This is a genomic window from Mycobacteroides sp. CBMA 271, assembly GCF_009729205.1.
In the GTDB taxonomy this organism is placed as follows: Bacteria; Actinomycetota; Actinomycetes; order Mycobacteriales; family Mycobacteriaceae; genus Mycobacterium.
In genome coordinates, this window is sequence record NZ_VTHB01000002.1 from 153,150 (window position 1) to 168,771 (window position 15,622).

16 protein-coding genes are annotated in these 15,622 nt (G+C 64.3%); 3 read left to right on the plus strand and 13 right to left on the minus strand.

Annotation, left to right across the window (positions count from 1 at the left end):
• The first annotated feature begins 91 nt into the window (after positions 1-91).
• Positions 92-823, plus strand: coding sequence for an MBL fold metallo-hydrolase (locus FZI91_RS06150; protein ID WP_155937990.1), 732 nt, complete (start codon positions 92-94; stop codon positions 821-823).
• Here FZI91_RS06150 and FZI91_RS06155 read toward each other — a convergent pair.
• From FZI91_RS06155 to FZI91_RS06190, 8 genes are all read right to left on the minus strand, one after another.
• Positions 785-2,134 (minus strand): NtaA/DmoA family FMN-dependent monooxygenase, encoded by a 1,350-nt coding sequence (locus FZI91_RS06155; protein ID WP_375234326.1) that lies wholly within the window; start codon positions 2,132-2,134, stop codon positions 785-787. The genes FZI91_RS06150 and FZI91_RS06155 overlap by 39 nt on opposite strands.
• Positions 2,119-3,231, minus strand: a complete 1,113-nt coding sequence (locus tag FZI91_RS06160; RefSeq protein WP_155937992.1) for an LLM class flavin-dependent oxidoreductase — start codon at positions 3,229-3,231, stop codon at positions 2,119-2,121. Before FZI91_RS06160 ends, FZI91_RS06155 begins: the two co-directional genes overlap by 16 nt.
• Positions 3,228-4,268, minus strand: coding sequence for an LLM class flavin-dependent oxidoreductase (locus FZI91_RS06165; RefSeq protein ID WP_162525384.1), 1,041 nt, complete (start codon positions 4,266-4,268; stop codon positions 3,228-3,230). Before FZI91_RS06165 ends, FZI91_RS06160 begins: the two co-directional genes overlap by 4 nt.
• An 80-nt stretch (positions 4,269-4,348) precedes the next feature.
• Positions 4,349-4,555, minus strand: a complete 207-nt coding sequence (locus FZI91_RS06170) for a hypothetical protein (RefSeq protein ID WP_203448755.1) — start codon at positions 4,553-4,555, stop codon at positions 4,349-4,351.
• Between the two features lie 86 nt (positions 4,556-4,641).
• Positions 4,642-5,130, minus strand: coding sequence for a GNAT family N-acetyltransferase (locus FZI91_RS06175; protein WP_155937993.1), 489 nt, complete (start codon positions 5,128-5,130; stop codon positions 4,642-4,644).
• A gap of 1 nt (position 5,131) precedes the next feature.
• A complete protein-coding gene (locus FZI91_RS06180; RefSeq protein WP_155938531.1) occupies positions 5,132-6,046 on the minus strand; it encodes an ABC transporter substrate-binding protein in 915 nt (304 codons plus the stop codon).
• Between the two features lie 14 nt (positions 6,047-6,060).
• Complete coding sequence (locus FZI91_RS06185; protein WP_162525386.1) at positions 6,061-6,822, minus strand: amino acid ABC transporter ATP-binding protein; 762 nt, start codon at positions 6,820-6,822, stop codon at positions 6,061-6,063.
• Positions 6,819-7,700 (minus strand): amino acid ABC transporter permease, encoded by an 882-nt coding sequence (locus FZI91_RS06190; protein WP_155937994.1) that lies wholly within the window; start codon positions 7,698-7,700, stop codon positions 6,819-6,821. Before FZI91_RS06190 ends, FZI91_RS06185 begins: the two co-directional genes overlap by 4 nt.
• 123 nt (positions 7,701-7,823) lie before the next feature.
• On the opposite strand from FZI91_RS06190, the gene FZI91_RS06195 reads away from it, so the two are divergent.
• A complete protein-coding gene (locus tag FZI91_RS06195) occupies positions 7,824-8,219 on the plus strand; it encodes a PPOX class F420-dependent oxidoreductase (protein WP_155937995.1) in 396 nt (131 codons plus the stop codon).
• Here FZI91_RS06195 and FZI91_RS06200 read toward each other — a convergent pair.
• On the minus strand, positions 8,216-8,836 hold the full coding sequence (locus tag FZI91_RS06200; protein ID WP_155937996.1) for a TetR/AcrR family transcriptional regulator: 621 nt from the start codon (positions 8,834-8,836) through the stop codon (positions 8,216-8,218). The genes FZI91_RS06195 and FZI91_RS06200 overlap by 4 nt on opposite strands.
• 97 nt (positions 8,837-8,933) lie before the next feature.
• Here FZI91_RS06200 and FZI91_RS06205 point away from each other — a divergent pair, with 97 nt between their 5' ends.
• Positions 8,934-10,436: a carotenoid oxygenase family protein gene (locus FZI91_RS06205; protein ID WP_155937997.1), complete on the plus strand. Its 1,503-nt coding sequence runs from the start codon at positions 8,934-8,936 to the stop codon at positions 10,434-10,436.
• On the opposite strand, the gene FZI91_RS06210 is transcribed toward FZI91_RS06205, so the two are convergent.
• From FZI91_RS06210 to FZI91_RS06225, 4 genes are all read right to left on the minus strand, one after another.
• Positions 10,433-13,426, minus strand: a complete 2,994-nt coding sequence (locus FZI91_RS06210; protein ID WP_162525387.1) for an RND family transporter — start codon at positions 13,424-13,426, stop codon at positions 10,433-10,435. The two genes, FZI91_RS06205 and FZI91_RS06210, sit on opposite strands and share 4 nt — an antisense overlap.
• 10 nt (positions 13,427-13,436) lie before the next feature.
• Positions 13,437-13,910: a hypothetical protein gene (locus FZI91_RS06215; protein ID WP_155937998.1), complete on the minus strand. Its 474-nt coding sequence runs from the start codon at positions 13,908-13,910 to the stop codon at positions 13,437-13,439.
• Between the two features lie 62 nt (positions 13,911-13,972).
• Positions 13,973-15,205 carry an O-succinylhomoserine sulfhydrylase gene (locus FZI91_RS06220; protein WP_155937999.1) on the minus strand — a complete coding sequence of 411 codons (1,233 nt, stop codon included), beginning with the start codon at positions 15,203-15,205 and terminating at the stop codon, positions 13,973-13,975.
• The gene (locus FZI91_RS06225) at positions 15,202-15,615 is read right to left on the minus strand and encodes a rhodanese-like domain-containing protein (RefSeq protein WP_162525388.1); all 414 of its coding nucleotides are present in this window, start codon (positions 15,613-15,615) and stop codon (positions 15,202-15,204) included. The genes FZI91_RS06220 and FZI91_RS06225 overlap by 4 nt, the downstream gene beginning before the upstream one ends.
• Between the last annotated feature and the right edge of the window lie 7 nt (positions 15,616-15,622).

Below are 15,622 nucleotides of genomic sequence, written 5' to 3' on the forward strand. Positions count from 1 at the left end.
CGCCTCAACCGTCCATGCCGCTCTTCGCGCAAGCGGCTCATCGTCAGAGTTCTCCAACCACCCTAACCACACCCCGGATACGCTCCATTCCATGGTGGAAATCACCCAGGTCAGCGACGCCGTGCACGTGGTCAACGGGGAAGCGGTCAACTGGGTCATCGCATCCGACGAATCCGGTGTCACGCTGTTCGACTCCGGCTACCCGGGCGATCGCGACGATGTGCTGAAATCCATTGCAGCGCTGGGCCATGGGCCGCAGGATGTGCGGGCGATCGTGTTGACGCACGGGCACATCGACCACATGGGCACCGCAATCTGGTGGGCCGCTGAGCACCGGGTCCCCATCTACGCCCACAGCACTGAGCTGGGCAATGTACGGCGCGACTATGTCGACCAGGCAGATCGTCTCCACGTGCTGCTGAATCTGTGGCGCCCGGGATGGCTGCCGTGGGTCATTCACGCGATGCGCCTCGGCGCCGGGGTGCGCGACGGCATTCCTTCGGTTCAGCCCGTCGGCCCCGAGCTCGCGGTACTGCCGGGCGCGCCGGTGCCCATCCCCACCCCCGGGCATACCGGAGGGCACTGCTCGTTCCTGGTCGCCGGTCACGTACTGGTGGTGGGCGACGCCATCATCACTGGGCACCCGATCGCGGCGCGGTCCGGGCCACAGCTGCTGCCCACCCCGTTCACCAAGGACATGGAGCAGGCGCGCCGCAGTGTCGAGGCGCTGGCCGATGTGGACGCCGATGTGTTGGCTCCCGGTCACGGCCCGGCGTGGACGGGCTCACTGCGCGATGCGGTCGAGATCGCCCTGAGTCAGTGAGCCGATGGGGTCGAGCCCCAGATTCTCGCGCAGCGTCTCGTGCTCGTACTCGGCCCGGAATGCGCCACGCTCCTGCAGCAAGGGCACCACGGTGTCCACGAAATCGTCCAGCCCATGCGGTGTCAGGTGCGGGACGAGAATGAATCCGTCGCAGGCATCGGCCTGTATGTAGCGGTCCACCTCGGCGGCCACCTGTGACGGGGTGCCGATGAACTGCTGGCGCGAGGTGACCTCCTTGATCAGCTCGCGGATAGACAAGTCCTTGGCCGCCGCGATCTCACGGTATTTCGCGGCGATCTCCCGCGGGTCGCCGTGCCGCGCCTTGCCGCGGGTGATCGAGGCGTCCCCGGTGGGCTCGACGTCAGGCAGCGGCCCGTCCGGGTCGTACTCGGAAAGGTCACGGCCCCATACCTGTTCGAGATACGCAAGAGCAGTCTGCGGGCCCACCTGCTGATCCCTGATGTATGCCGCCTTCTCGACCGCCTCGCGTTCGGTGTCCCCGAGCACATAGGCGGCCCCCGGAAAGACCTTGAGCTGATCCGGGTTTCGTCCGTGTGCGGCGGCGCGGGCCTTGACGTCGGCGTAGTACCTCTGCCCCGCCGGAATCGAGGAGTGAATAGTGAACAGCGCATCGGCATGCTTGGCGCCGAAGTCGCGCCCGTCCGCGGAATCACCCGCCTGCAGCAGCACGGGATGGCGTTGGGGAGAAACGGGTGCGGTCGCCACTCCACGCACCGTGAACTGGGATCCCTTGTGGTCGACGGGGTGAATCTCCTCGTCCCAGCTGTCCCAGAACTTGCGCGCCACGGTGATGAACTCCTCGGCGCGGTGGTATCGGTCGGCGTGGTCCAGGAATCCACCGCGCCGGAAGTTCTCGCCGGTGAAGGCATCCGAGGAGGTGACCATGTTCCAGCCGGCCCGGCCGTCCGACAGATGATCCAACGTGGCGAATTGCCGTGCAACGTTGAAGGGTTCATTGAAGGTGGTGTTGATGGTGCCCACCAGCCCGAGTCGGTCGGTGACGGCGCCCAGGGCGGCGAGCACGGTGAAGGTATCCGGCCGACCGACGACGTCCAGGTCGTAAATCCGGTCGCGGTGCTCGCGCAGGCGCAGGCCTTCGGCGAGGAAGAAGAAGTCGAACAGCCCTCTTTCGGCGGTGCGCGCGAGATGCACAAAGGAGGCGAAGTCAATCTGGCTGCCCGAGGCGGGATCCGACCACACCGTGGTGTTGTTGACCCCCGGAAAGTGAGCGGCGAGATGAATGGGCTTGCGGTCCTTTCCTTCCCGGATCTCTGTCATATCAGCCCCCATTCCTTCGCGATCAGCTCATAGGAGCGCAGCCGGTCCTCGTGACGATGGGTGATGGAGGTGATGACGAGCTCGTCGGCGCCGGTGACCCGCGCCAAGGCCTCGAGCCGCTCGGCCACCTGACCCGCATCGCCGACGAATTGAGTATCGACACGATCCTGCACCTGTTGGCGTTCTTCAGCCGTGAGTGGTTGCGCATCATCGGGATTGGGATAGGGGATGGCGCCGTGTCCGGATCGGATGGAGTACACCCACTGCCCGAAGGTACTGGCGAGGTGGCGCGCGGTCCGCTCGTCATCGGCGGCGACCGCATCCGCGGAGACGATCACATAGGGCACCGGGCGTGCTTTCGAAGGCTTGAACGCGTCGCGGTATGCCTCGACAGCTTCCAGGGTGGACCATGGGGTGGTGTGATAGCTCGCCACGAAGGGCAGTCCCCTCCGGGCCGCGACCTGTGCCGATTCTCCCTTGCTGGAGCCGAACAGCCAGAGCGGCAGGTCGGCACCCTCACCCGGACGGATATGCAGCGCAACGCCTTCCGGGCTGACGTAGGTGCCGTCGAGGAAGGCCTGGATGTCGGCCACCTGCTGTTCGAAGTCGGGGACCTGCGCACCGGGCTGCTGCAGAGCGGCGACCGTCGCCCGCAGCTTCGGGTTGTCCTTGATCCCGAATTCCGCGGGCGACCGCGGGATCAGTAGACCGTCCACCTCACGTGCGGGCGCGGGTTCGGGCTTCTTCTCGTTTCCGGCGAGTCGGTCCCTGATCCGGTGGCCGGTGCGCCCCAGTCCCAGATCGATGCGTCCCGGGTGCAAGGCGTCGAGGATGCCGAAGCTCTCGACCACCGCCGCCGCCGTGGTGGAGGCGACCTGGACCGCGCCGGCGCCCACCCGGATGCGGCTGGTGGCGGCGGCCACCTGCGCGATGACCAGGGCGGGCGCGGCGCTGGCCACCGCGACGAAATGGTGTTCGGCGAGCCAGTATCGCCGGTATCCCCACGCCTCGGCGCGCTGGGCCAGATCGACCGAATGACGCAGTGCCGTCGCGGCATCCGATCCTTCGCTGACCGGAGACAGGTCGAGAACAGAGAGTGGGACGTTCATGCCGACTTCCTTGCATAGCGGTTGGTGGCAGTGGGCAGGCCGAGCCGTTCGCGCAGCGTTCCGTTTCCATACTCGGCGCGGAACCCGTGGTGCGCCTGAAGAAGGGGCACAAGTTCGTCAACTACGACCGGAATATCGAGCGCATTGACGGCAGGCCGCAGGCGTACACCGTCGATCCCCCACTCGCGCCACTGGGCGATGAGGTCCGCGAGTTCCGCGGCGGACCCGGTGAATATTGCTGCATCCGAACGAAACTCGTCGTCACGCCGGAAGGAGACCACCAGGTCCGCCAGCACCTTGATGGCGCGATGGCCCGCCGTATTGTGCAGTCGCACGGGGATCTCGGCGGCGGAGGCCCCGTCGTGCGGCGTGACAAAGACGAGGTCGGCATTCTTGGCGGCGAATGCCTGCCCGGGCCGGCTGCGCGCGAGGGCCGCTACCACCGATTGGCCCTGCGGGGACCGCGGGGTGATGGAGGGACCCTTCACCGAAAAGAATCGGCCCTCGAAGTCGATATAGTGCAGCTTGTCGCGATCGACGAAGCGACCTGTCGCCACGTCTCTGATCTCGGCGTCGTCCTCCCAACTGTCCCACAGCCGTCGTGTCACCTCGACGGCGTCGGCGGCCTCGTCGAGCAGATCTGGTAGCGGCAGGACTTTGGTGCGGCCGAACACGGCGGCCTCGTCCTCGGTGTCGGCGATGGTCACCTGCCAGCCGGCGCGTCCCCCGGACACGATATCCAGGGTGGCAATCGATTTGGAGATGTGAAACGGCTCGTTATGGGTGGCCGGCGCGGTCGGGATGAGGCCGATGTGGGTGGTCGCTGGGGCCACTCGCGCGGCGGTCAGTATCGCGTCGAGACGCCCAGCGGGGGTACGGGCGAACGAATCTTCGAAGGTCACGAAATCCAGGAGTCCACGCTCGGCGAGTTGGACCTGTTCGGTCCAGTACCTCCCGGTAAACGGACCGGCTGAGTGTTGCTCGGCTCGCGGATGCCATCCGTATCCGTCCAGTGCCAGCCCGAGGAGTGTCGTCACAGTTGGCTCAACGTCCGCGAACCGGGTGATGACGGCGTTAATCTCACCCTGAAGGAAAAGGGCCCTCTGCTACTGAAGATCTAGCCGCCGAACTCCTCTTCCGCGCGTGGCCGGTAGTAGCTCCACGGCTGAAACCTTTGTGGACGTTGCGAAACCATCTCTGACAGCAGATCGAGTTGGTATCGCGCCCTATCCACACGCGGATCGTCGTCGATGGCGTCCAGTGTTGCTTTGATATCGGCGACGGCCTTGCGCACCTGCCGCGGCAGGTTCATGTCCGGATCCATCACAGCTCCTGATCGACTCGAATGTGCGTCCACGCAGAGAATCCGTGCGAATTCTCTGCCTGAGCGCACACTCGCGAGGGGTCTCCCTAGAGGTCCTTCTCGAAGGGATGGATACCGATCTCCTCGGCAGACAAGCTCAGGTCGTAGAGCGGCTGATACCCCGCGGAGAGGTACAGCCCCGTGGCTTCTGGTTGGCGCGGACCGGTGGTGAGGTAGATGCGTCGGTACCCACGGCCACGGATCTCCAGCTCCAACTCGGCCAGGGTGCGGGCCGCCAGCCCCTGGCGACGGTGGGCGCTGGAGGTCCAGATCCGTTTGAGTTCAGCAGTATCCGCGTCGTATCGCTGGAACGCACCGCCGGTGACGGCGACACCGGCCTTCACACCGATCAGCAGTCCGCCGTCGGGTGCCGAGAACTTCTCCGCCGGATAATTGACGAGCAGGTCGCGGTGCTCGTCAAGGGTTCCGCCGTACCGGGTGCTGTACTCCACTGCCAGCTCGGCCAACAGCGGGGCCGCCAAGGGATCGCGCTGATCGACCGTCACGAACCGCAGCAGTTCCTCGCACGCCGTCATGTCATCCTTGCCTGGGTAGTCCGCGGGGATTGATCTGCGACGCGGTAAGCGCCTCGTTCTCCAAGCCCCAGCGCTGCAGCACCTTACGATACGTGCCGTCGGCGATGGCATGGTTGAAGGCATCGGCGACAGCGCGCACCAGGCCGTTGTCCTTCTTGGTGAGGACCGCGATCTCACCCTGCAAGTCCTCCCCCGCACCCGAGAAGGTGCCAACCAACTTCGTCTTCCCAGTTGCCCCCGAGTGGAACACCGCCGTCGGGTTAGGCCCCACATAGGCGTCAATGCGACCGGATGCCAGCGCCAGGTAGTACCCGGTGGTCTGCTGGAAATACTTGAGATCGGCCGGGGGAAGACCCGCCGCAACGTTCTGTTCGTTCCAACGGATCAGCAGCGACTCCTGGTTGGTACCAGAGCCCACACCGATAATCTTTCCCGCAATATCCTTGGCGCCCTGTACCTTCCAGTCCAACGAGGCACGGGACTCGAAGGTGACGTTGTCGAGCCGATAGGTGGCGAAGTCGAACTTCTCCTTGCGTTCCTCGGTCACCGTCACATTGGAGATGAAGGCGTCGACCTCACCCGAGTCGACCTTGACGAAGTTCTGCGCCCAATCGGCCGAGCGCAGATCGACACGCAGACCCAGAATGTCCGCGACCAGATAAGCGATGTCCGTCTCGATCCCGATCATCGTCTTGTCATCGTCGGCGTAGAAACGCAGCGGCGGCGCTGAATTGGCATCGCCCGTAACGATCAGCGTCCCGCGCGTGCGGATCGCGGCGGGCACCTCGGCGGCGATGCCATCCACACTGGGAACCCGCACCCGGTCCTGGTGCGGGCTCAGGTTGAAGGACGACGAAGCGGCCGGGTCGACAGCGGGAACACACCCGCTCAGGGTGAAGATCGCGACAGAAAGCAGGGCGACAAGGACTTTCACGTCAGCACTTTCGACAGGAAACCCGCGGTCCGCGGATGCGTCGGGTTGTCCAGCACCTGTTCGGGTGGCCCTTCCTCCACGACCGCACCGCGATCCATGAAAACCACGGTGTCGGCGATCTCCCGGGCAAGGCCGATCTCGTGGGTCACGATCACCAAGGTGGCACCGTCTCGGGCGAGCTGGCGGATCACATCGAGCACCTCGGTCACCAGCTCGGGATCCAGTGCCGAGGTGGGCTCGTCGAAGAGGATGACCTTGGGCTGCAAGGCCAATGCGCGCGCAATCGCGACCCGCTGCTGCTGCCCACCGGAGAGTCGTCGCGGATACTCCGCGGCCTTGTCGGCGACGCCTACCCGTTCCAGCAGCCGGGTCGCCTGCGCCACCAGCTCGCCGCGCGGGGCTCGCCGCGCGGCCAACGGAGCCTCGATGACGTTTTCCAGCACCGTCAAATGCGGGAACAGATTGAAATTCTGGAACACAAAGCCGACCTGTGCTCGCTGGCGCAGGATGGCTCGCTCGGACAGCTCGTAGAGCACCGAGCCCCGCTGCCGGTATCCGATGAGCTCGCCGTCGATGCGCACCGTCCCGGAATCGACCTTCTCGAGATGGTTCAGGGTGCGCAGCAGGGTCGACTTTCCCGACCCGGACGGCCCGATGATGACAGTCACTTCCCCCTGCCGCACAGTCAGATTCACATCGCGCAGCGCGATCACTTGTCCGTAGGATTTGTGCACCCCGCGCACCTCGATGGCGCTCACCTGCTCGTGCCCCGGGCGTAGTGCCGCTCGATGTAGTGCTGCACCACAGTCAGCGCCGAGGTAATGACGATGTACCAGACCGTCGCCACCATCAGCAGCGGAACCACGCGCCCGTTGCGCCCGAAGATCACCTGCACCTGGTAGAACAGATCGGCGATCGCCATGGTCGACACGATCGACGTCCCCTTGACGAGGCTGATCACCTCGTTGGCGGCATTGGGCATCACAGACCGCATGGCCTGCGGCAACACGATCCGGAAAAACTGGCGATGTCGCGGAATACCCAAGGCGGCAGCCGCTTCCAATTGACCCTCGTCGACGGACAGGATCCCGCCGCGGATGATCTCGGCGAAGTAGGCCCCTTGGTGCAGCGTCAACCCGATCACCGCAGCCGTCAGCCCGCTGAGCAGCTCGTTGGTGTCGATGGTGATCAGGCTGGGCCCAAACGGAATCCCGAAGCTGATCGTGTCGTAGAGGTAGGCGATGTTGAACCAGAACAGCAATTGCACAATCAACGGAATCGACCGGAATATCCACACATACGTCCACGAAATGACCTGTAGGACCGGATTCTTGGATAGGCGCGCCGCCGCCAGCGCGACACCGAGTACAAACCCCAGCACCGTGCCGTACGCGGTCAGCCGGAGCGTCAGCCACAATGCGGCGAGCACCGACTTGGCGGTGAAGTACCGCGCGAAGGTCGGCCAGTCCCATCCAGGGTTACGAACCAGCCCGTGAACGAACATCGCCACGAACAGCAGCGCCACCGCCGAAAGAATCCAGTTGGCCGGACGCGGACGGCGGCGCACCCGCAGCGCCGGCTCTGCAGCATCCGATGACACCCGCGCGCGCTGGAGCGCGGCAGGTACCGATGTCATGCGGTCGAACCTAGGAACACCGTCCAGTCCACAACAGTCTTTGGCTCCCTGCGAATCGAACGGACGGTGTCCGTCATGTCCGGACGGGGAAGCATCCGCGCTACCCGAATGTTCCAATAAGCCATGACGGAAATCCCCGCAGGCTTCGAAGATCTTCTAGAACAGCGGCTCTACGGCCATCTGGCCACGGTGGGCGCGGACGGCTCGGCGCAGTCCAGCCCCATGTGGTTCGACTGGGACGGCGAACGGCTGCGGTTCACCCACACCAAGAAGCGGGCCAAGTTCCGCAACATCCAGACCGAGCCGCGGGTGGCCTTCTCGATCTTGGATCCCGCCAACCCGTACCGGTATCTGGAGGTGCGCGGCACCATCGATCAGATCGACGATGATCCGACGGGATCCTTCATCCAGGAGCTGGCCCAGCTGTATCAGGCGCCGTGGGCAGGAACGAGCACCGGCGACGAGGCCGACCGGGTGATCCTGTACCTGCGGCCCACCAAGTTCGTGAGCCACGGCTAGCCCAGCGGCCCAAGCAGGCGCATGCACATATCGGTGGCCCTAGCCCCCAGTTCTGCTGCACTGCACCTATTTTCATCGGCAAGCCAGTCCTCCATGAGGAGGGTCACGCCGCCGACTCCGAACACGGCTGCCTCGAGCAGCGCCGGCTCCGGCTGGGATACCTCTGGCGCAATGGTCAGGAGAATCCCGCGCGCGATACGGTGCTGAAGGCTTCGGCGCTTGGCGGCCAGCCCAGGAAATCCGGCGACGTCAGAAGTGAGAATCCGCAGTACCGCCGGGTCTCCGATCGAGTGCTCGAGATAGGCCGTAAGGCCTGCCGTCAGCTGTCCATGCGGCTGGTCGCCAGCCACGCGGCCCGCTTCCGTCATGGCCGCGAACAGTTCGGAGAACACGTCGTCCACGATCTGAAGAACCAGATCTCCGATCACCGAGAACTGCTCGTAGAAGTACCGATCGGTCAGCCTCGTCCGGGCGCAGACACCTCGCACGGTGACCGCAGGCAGTCCATTGTCGCCCCATAGCTCGCGGCCCGCCCGCAGCAGAGCCACGCGCCGCTCGTCTTGGCGCTGCTCTCGTGTCTTTCCACCGTACGTGCGGTGGATCTGACCGTTCGTCACGCTGAAACGCCCTTCGTCTTGACATACGCAACCTACTCGCTAATGTTGAGGACACCCGTCATCAGAAACTGCCCGACAATGCGGTCTTGGAGATTTCATGACACTTGCGCCCGAGCATTCAGCCCCCGACACGGACTTCGACGAGCTCATCTCCCGCCCCTTCGAGTCCCAGCTGCACGAGTACGACTACGAGGTCACCGAAATCGACGGCACGCTCCCCGCCGATCTGACCGGGACGCTGTTCCGGATCGGGCCCGGCAAGTTCGAGGTCGGCACGACGGTGCTGCGCACCATGTTCGACGCCGACGGCATGGTGTCGCGTTTCATCCTGGACGGATCCTCGGTGCGCTTTACCAACCGATACGTCCGCACCCCACAGTTCAGGGATGGGCTGCAGCAGGGCCCGATGCGCCGCCGCGGCATCACCACCAACGCGCCTGGGATCTTCGGCAATCTCCGAGCACCGGCCAACACAGCGAACACAAACATTGTGTCGCTGGCCGGGGAAATGCTGGCACTCTGGGAGGGTGGCCCTCCCCACCGGCTGGACCCTGACACCCTGGAAACACTGGGTACCAACGACTTCGAAGGGAAGCTCGGATACGTCGGCGCCTTCTCGGCACACCCGAAATGGGACCCGGTCACCGGAGAGATGTTCAACTTCGGCCTGGATGTATTTCCGACCCCTCGGCTGCGCTGCTACCGCGTGAGCCCCAGCGGCCAACTCACACAAATCAACTCGGTGACACTCTGGGATATGGGATGGAATCATGACTTCGCGCTGACCGAGAAGTATCTCGTCTTCGTGTTAGATCCCATCCGCCCCAATATCGGACAACTCCTGCGCGGCAAGAGGTTCGACGAAAGCCTCGAGTACCAGCTCACCAACGGGAGCACCAAGTTCATCCTGGTACCCCGGGATGGCTCCAAACCCCTGATTTTCGAACATGATCCACAGCTGCATATCCACGTCACCAATGCGTTCCAGGACGGCCCCGACGCCGTCGTGGAATTCGTCAGGTATGAGAGCCTTGACTTCTTGCGACAGTCTCTGACGGCGGCCTTGGATCCCACACCGCACCAAAACCCCCACCACCACCTGGTCATCAGGGAATGGCCCGATAGTCATCTGGTTCGGTTCCGCATCTCGCCGACCGGAAGGATCACCGAGGAAGTGGTATCGCAATCTGCCAAAATTGAATTCCCCCAATATGACTGGCGGCGATCCACGCGCAACCACGACATCACGTACTGCGCGGGTACCCTGGAACGCATCGGGCACTACAACGGCATTTTCAAGTTCGACCATCGCACCGGCGCCATGACCCACTGTGACTTCGGAACGGCATCGGTATGTGAACCCATCTTCGTCCCGCGCGGTGTGGACTCCGCGCAGGACGACGGCTGGTTACTCACCGTGAATCATGACTTGGTCGAAAACCGTTCACAACTGATCGTCCTCGATGCACGTGATGTCGAGCGGGGACCGCTGGCGGTAGCGCACCTGACCCACCATCTGCCCATCGGGTTCCACGGCACCTTTACGCGAAGGGTCGCCGATCCGTTTGCGCCACTACCGCATCCAGATTTGTTGAGCTAGGCCTTCGACGGCCACCAGCTCAACTTGCCGAAGGCCTGCGCCAACGTCGGCACCATCAGGGTCCTGACGACGAAGGTGTCCAGCAAGATGCCCACCCCGATGATGAATCCCATTTGGACCATCTGAGTCACCGAGCCAACCATCATGCCCAGCAGGCTCGCGGCGAACACCAGCCCGGCCGAGGTAATCACCGAACCGGTCTGGCGCACGGTCCGGATGATGCCGAGCCGCATACTGCGGGCACTCTCCTCCCGCAGACGCGAGATGAACAGCATGTTGTAGTCGGCGCCGACGGCGACGACGAGCACAAAGGTCATGGCCGGGACTGCCCAATCCAGTTCTTGCCCAAGGAGAACCTGGAACACCAAGACACCGATGCCCAGCGACGCAACATAGGTCAGAACCACCGTGCCTAGCAGGTAGAGCGGTGCGACGACGGCTCTCAGCAGTAGACACATCACCACGAAGATGATGAGCAGGGTGACCCCGATGATCTCCCGCAAGTCGCTGTCGTAGGCCTTCTTGAGGTCGGCGTTGATGGCCGGGAACCCGCCCACCGACACCTTGGCACCGGCCAGCGAGGTATTGGGCGTGGCCTCAGTGCCGACGCGTTGCATGTCTCGGCTCAGCTGCATCGCCTCTCGCCCATAGGGATTGAGTGGCGACTGAATCAGGTACATCGCGGTGCGCCCGTCATCTTGGAGGAACGCCGCACTCAGATCCTTGAATCCGGGATTTTGCAGCATCGCACCCGGTACAGAAAACCCGGATGCCGCAGGTGAATTGGAGTCTTTGCTGATCCCCTGCAGGGTGACGGCGGCCTCACTCATGGACCGTACCGTGTCCTCCAGCTGGGTGTTCAGATCACGGATCCGCACGCCCATCGTCTTGACCGAGTTCATGTCCACGCCCAGCCCTTGCAGCTGCTGGAAGTATCCCGAGATCCGCTGGAACTTCTGTTCCATTTCGGGAAGTTTTGCCAGCAGCCCGCGAATCTGCTTGAACTGAGCGTTCATATCGCCGAGCAGCTGAGTGATGGTCTTACCACCGGTGACCGCCCGCACCGACTCGCGCAGACTCTCCACCGACGAGAGTGGGCCCTTGTCCCGCAACTCGACAAGCTGATCACGCAGCTTGACGCAGTCGGGTTGCGCCGGGCAGAACGGGGACTCTGCCAACGTCTGAGTCAACGACGCACCGGTGTCGAGCGCAGTGAACGTCGCCTCGACCGAGGGCCCCATCTTGGCCAGCTGGTCCACCAGGCCCGCCACCGAGCCCATCTGGGAGATCAGCGACTGGTACCGATCAAGCTGTCCCTCAAGCTCTTTGGCCATCGATAGCATCTGCGGCATCATCTGCTGCATCCGCGCCAGGTCCCCGTCGCCCAGCTCGTTGGTCATGGCCGACATGACGTCGGCGAGCTTGGACATCCGTTCGAGTTGGGGGCGTAGGTCCGCATTGACTTGACCGCTGGTCTTGTCGATCTGCGTGCCCATGTAGCCGATCTGCCACGCGAGCGTGGCCTGGGTGAGCTTGTTGCCGTCGGGTCTGGTGATACCCACCACCTTCCCGACGCCCTTCAGTTGCGAGATCCGCTCCGCCATCTGGTCGAGGTCGGCCAGGCCCCGAGGGGTGCGCAGATCCGAGTGCGCCTGCACCAAAAGATATTGCGGCATCGTCGAATTGGCAGGAAAGTGCGCATTGAGGGTGCGCATGCCCTGGGTGGACTGAGCCGATTCCGGCAGCACCTTCGCCATATCGAAACTGGGCCGGATGAAGGGCACGAACGCCGCGGCGCCCAGCAGAATCGCGGTGGCGAGGCCGAACACCGGCCACGGATGCCGCACAACGTTAATGCCCATGCGGTGCCAGTACCTGCCGGCGCGGTCGGGCCCCGGCATACCCAGCCCGCGCTTCGCAGCCAGGCTCAGCGTGGCCGGCAGCATCGTGGTGACCACGAAGAAGGCCACGATCACGCCCATCGACACCGCAGGTCCAGATGCTGCGAGGAACGCGAGTTTGGCGGTGAGCTGCGCGACATTCGCGATCGCGACCGTCGCGGCCGTCGCCAGGATGACTCGGGTCATCGACCCGCAGGCATGCGCCAGCGCATCCTCGGGCGTCTCGCCGGCCCGTATCCGCTCGTGATACCGGCTCACCAGGAACACCGTGTAGTTGACGCTGGCCCCCATCAGGACGGCCATCATCAGGGCTGCCGACACCGACGAGATCGGAACCCACCCACGATCGGCAAGGCCTGCGATGACGCCGCGGGCGATGAACAGACTCACCCCCATCACCAACAGTGGGAGCATCGCGGTGAACCACGACCGGAACACCAGCATCAGGATGAGGGCGATCAGGGCGACCGTCACGGCGCCGATCTTGGGCAAGTCACTCATTGCCGTAGTGCTTAAGTCGTTGACGGTCCCGGCGGCACCGGTGATGGTCGCCGTGGTCGCGCCGCCCGCGAACGTCTGTTTCACCAGATCGCCCACCGAGCGGTACGCCCGCTGCGCCAACGGAGTTCCCAGGTCGCCGGCCAGACCCGCCATCGCAAACCAGGTGGTGCCGTCCGCACTGAGCACCTGCTTGCGCGCCACCGGATTGTTGCGCACCCGCGGGTCGCCCAGCTGATCCTGAACGAAGGTGACGTACTCCTTGTTGGCATTCAGGCGGTCGATGAGCGCGGCATACCGGGCCTGCGCGTCGGCATCGAAGCCCCTATCGTTGTGCATCACGACGATGACCGCGTTGTCGATACCGGGACGGCCGAACGCCTTACCCATCTCCTTCATCGACGCCAGCGCCGGGCTCACCTCACCTGTCGGCAACGGGCTCACCGAGTGCTCGTTGGCCACCCGTTCCAGCTGCGGCCAGGCCGTGTTGACCAGGACCCCGACCGCAATCCAGGCCAGGATTACCAGCTTGGCGTGCTTCGCCATGAATCGGCCCGCCCGCTCGAATGCCGGACTGTACTGGTGCGACATCGTCGACTCCTCAGATCATCGGCGGGAAGGTCATGCTGGGCATACTCGGCACACCGGTCATAGGCATCACGGTGTATCGGAGGGTGAAGGTTCCGCCGAGGTCGTCGCCGACCACCATGACGGTGTACTTGGAGCTGAGGTAGGCGTCCTGGCCCATCACCGATTGATGTTCGAACCCGGCGTCCGTGAGCAGCTTGCCCGCCGCTGCCACGGCCGATGCGTCGACGCCGCTGACGGCCAGAGTTCGAGAATCGCCCGCGCCATCTTGGCGATACGTGCCTCTGACCACTGGGATATCGCGCGGAAAGTCTGCGGGAAGAATGCTGGCGCCGGGCGGAGGCGGCGGGATCGGCGTGACCGGCGGATACGTGGTGCGCTCCACGGCGCCCCCCACGAAATCGGACATGGAGCAGGCAGTTACTGCCGTCGTCATGACCACTGCGGCAAACACCAACACCGCGACATGGACGCGTCGTTGCGTCATGACGGGATACTACAAAGGAACTTCCCAGAGTGCTAGCCCCTGCTAACTAAAGCTAGCCCGAGTTAGCTCAGCGCCCGATCCAGGTCCGCAATGAGGTCCTCGGTGGACTCCAACCCGACCGACAACCGCACCACGCCATCGGAGAGCCCGATCGCGGCCCGCCCCTCGGGTCCCATCGCGCGATGGGTCGTGGTGGCCGGATGGGTGATGAGGGACTTGGAATCGCCCAAATTGTTGGAGATGTCGATGAGCGAGGTCCCGTCGAGCACCTCGAAGGCACGCCGCTTACCCGCGTCACCGTCGGCATCGAGTTCGAAGGTGACGACGGTGCCGCCGCCGCTCATCTGCCGCTTCGCCAGTTCGTGCTGTGGATGCGTCTGAAGGAACGGGTACCGCACCCAGCGGACCGCGGGATGCTGCTCCAAGAACTGCGCAATCTGCGCCGCGGATTCGTTCGAATGATTGACCCGAACCGCCAGGGTCTCAAGGCCTTTCACCAGCGTCCAGGCATTGAACGGGCTCAGCGCCGGCCCGGTATGCCGCATCAGCGTCTTGACCGGCCCCTCGATGTACTCGGTTTCGCCCAGGATCGCGCCGCCGAGCACTCGCCCCTGTCCGTCGATGTGCTTGGTGCCCGAGTAGACCACCACGTCGGCACCGAGCGGGATTCCCTGCTGCAGCAATGGGGTGGCAAAGACGTTGTCCAGCACCACCTTTGCGCCAGCGGCGTGTGCAAGCTGACACACCGCCTCGATGTCCACGAGCGATTGCATTGGGTTGGAAGGGGTTTCGAAGAACACGGCCTGCGTCGGAACGGACAGCGCCTCTTCCCACTGGGCGAGGTCTTCCCCGTCAACGAACACGGTCTCCACGCCCCAGCGCGGCAGGATCTCGTTGCAGACCACAAAACAGGAGCCGAACAGGCTGCGGGCGGCGACCAATCGGTCACCGGCGCCCAGCAGCGCACCCAACGCGGTGAAGACCGCCGACATGCCCGTGGACGTCGCAAATGCCGCCTCGGCGCCCTCGATCAGCCGCAGCCGCTCCTCGAACATCGAAACCGTCGGGTTGCCGTATCGCGAGTACACATAGCGGTCCACCTCGCCGGTGAACGCCCGCTCCGCGGCGGTCGCACTCTCGTATACGTAACCCGAGGTCAGGTACATCGCCTCGGCGGTTTCATCGAACTCGGAGCGCAGCAGGCCACCGCGCACGCCGATCGTCGCCTGGCTCACGCCGTCCGGAAGCGCCTTGGGGATCCGAACGGACGGGATGCCGTCGGGAGTCACGCTCATGACTGCCGCCAGGGCAGACCGATGGCACGCCAGCCGACGCCACCACGATGCCCGTGCTCGTCCAGATTGCCCTCGAATCCGTCAAGCACGTTGTAGGACGGGGCGATTCCAGCCTCGGTGGCCAGTTCCGCCGACCCGATCGAGCGGTTCCCGGAGCGGCACAGAAACACCACCGGACGATCCCCTGCCGTCACTCCGGCCGCGGCGAGCTCGTCGAGGAACTGCTCATTGCGTTCACCGTTGGAGCGCACCCACTCGACGTACACGACATCGCGCCCAAGCTCGGTCAGGTCGGGAATCCCGACCCACTTCCACTCGGCCGACGTGCGCACATCGACCAGCACGGCATCCGGGTTGTCCGTCAGCAGCGCCCACGCCGCCTCGGGGGTGATATCTCCTGCGTATCCCACGGAGAGC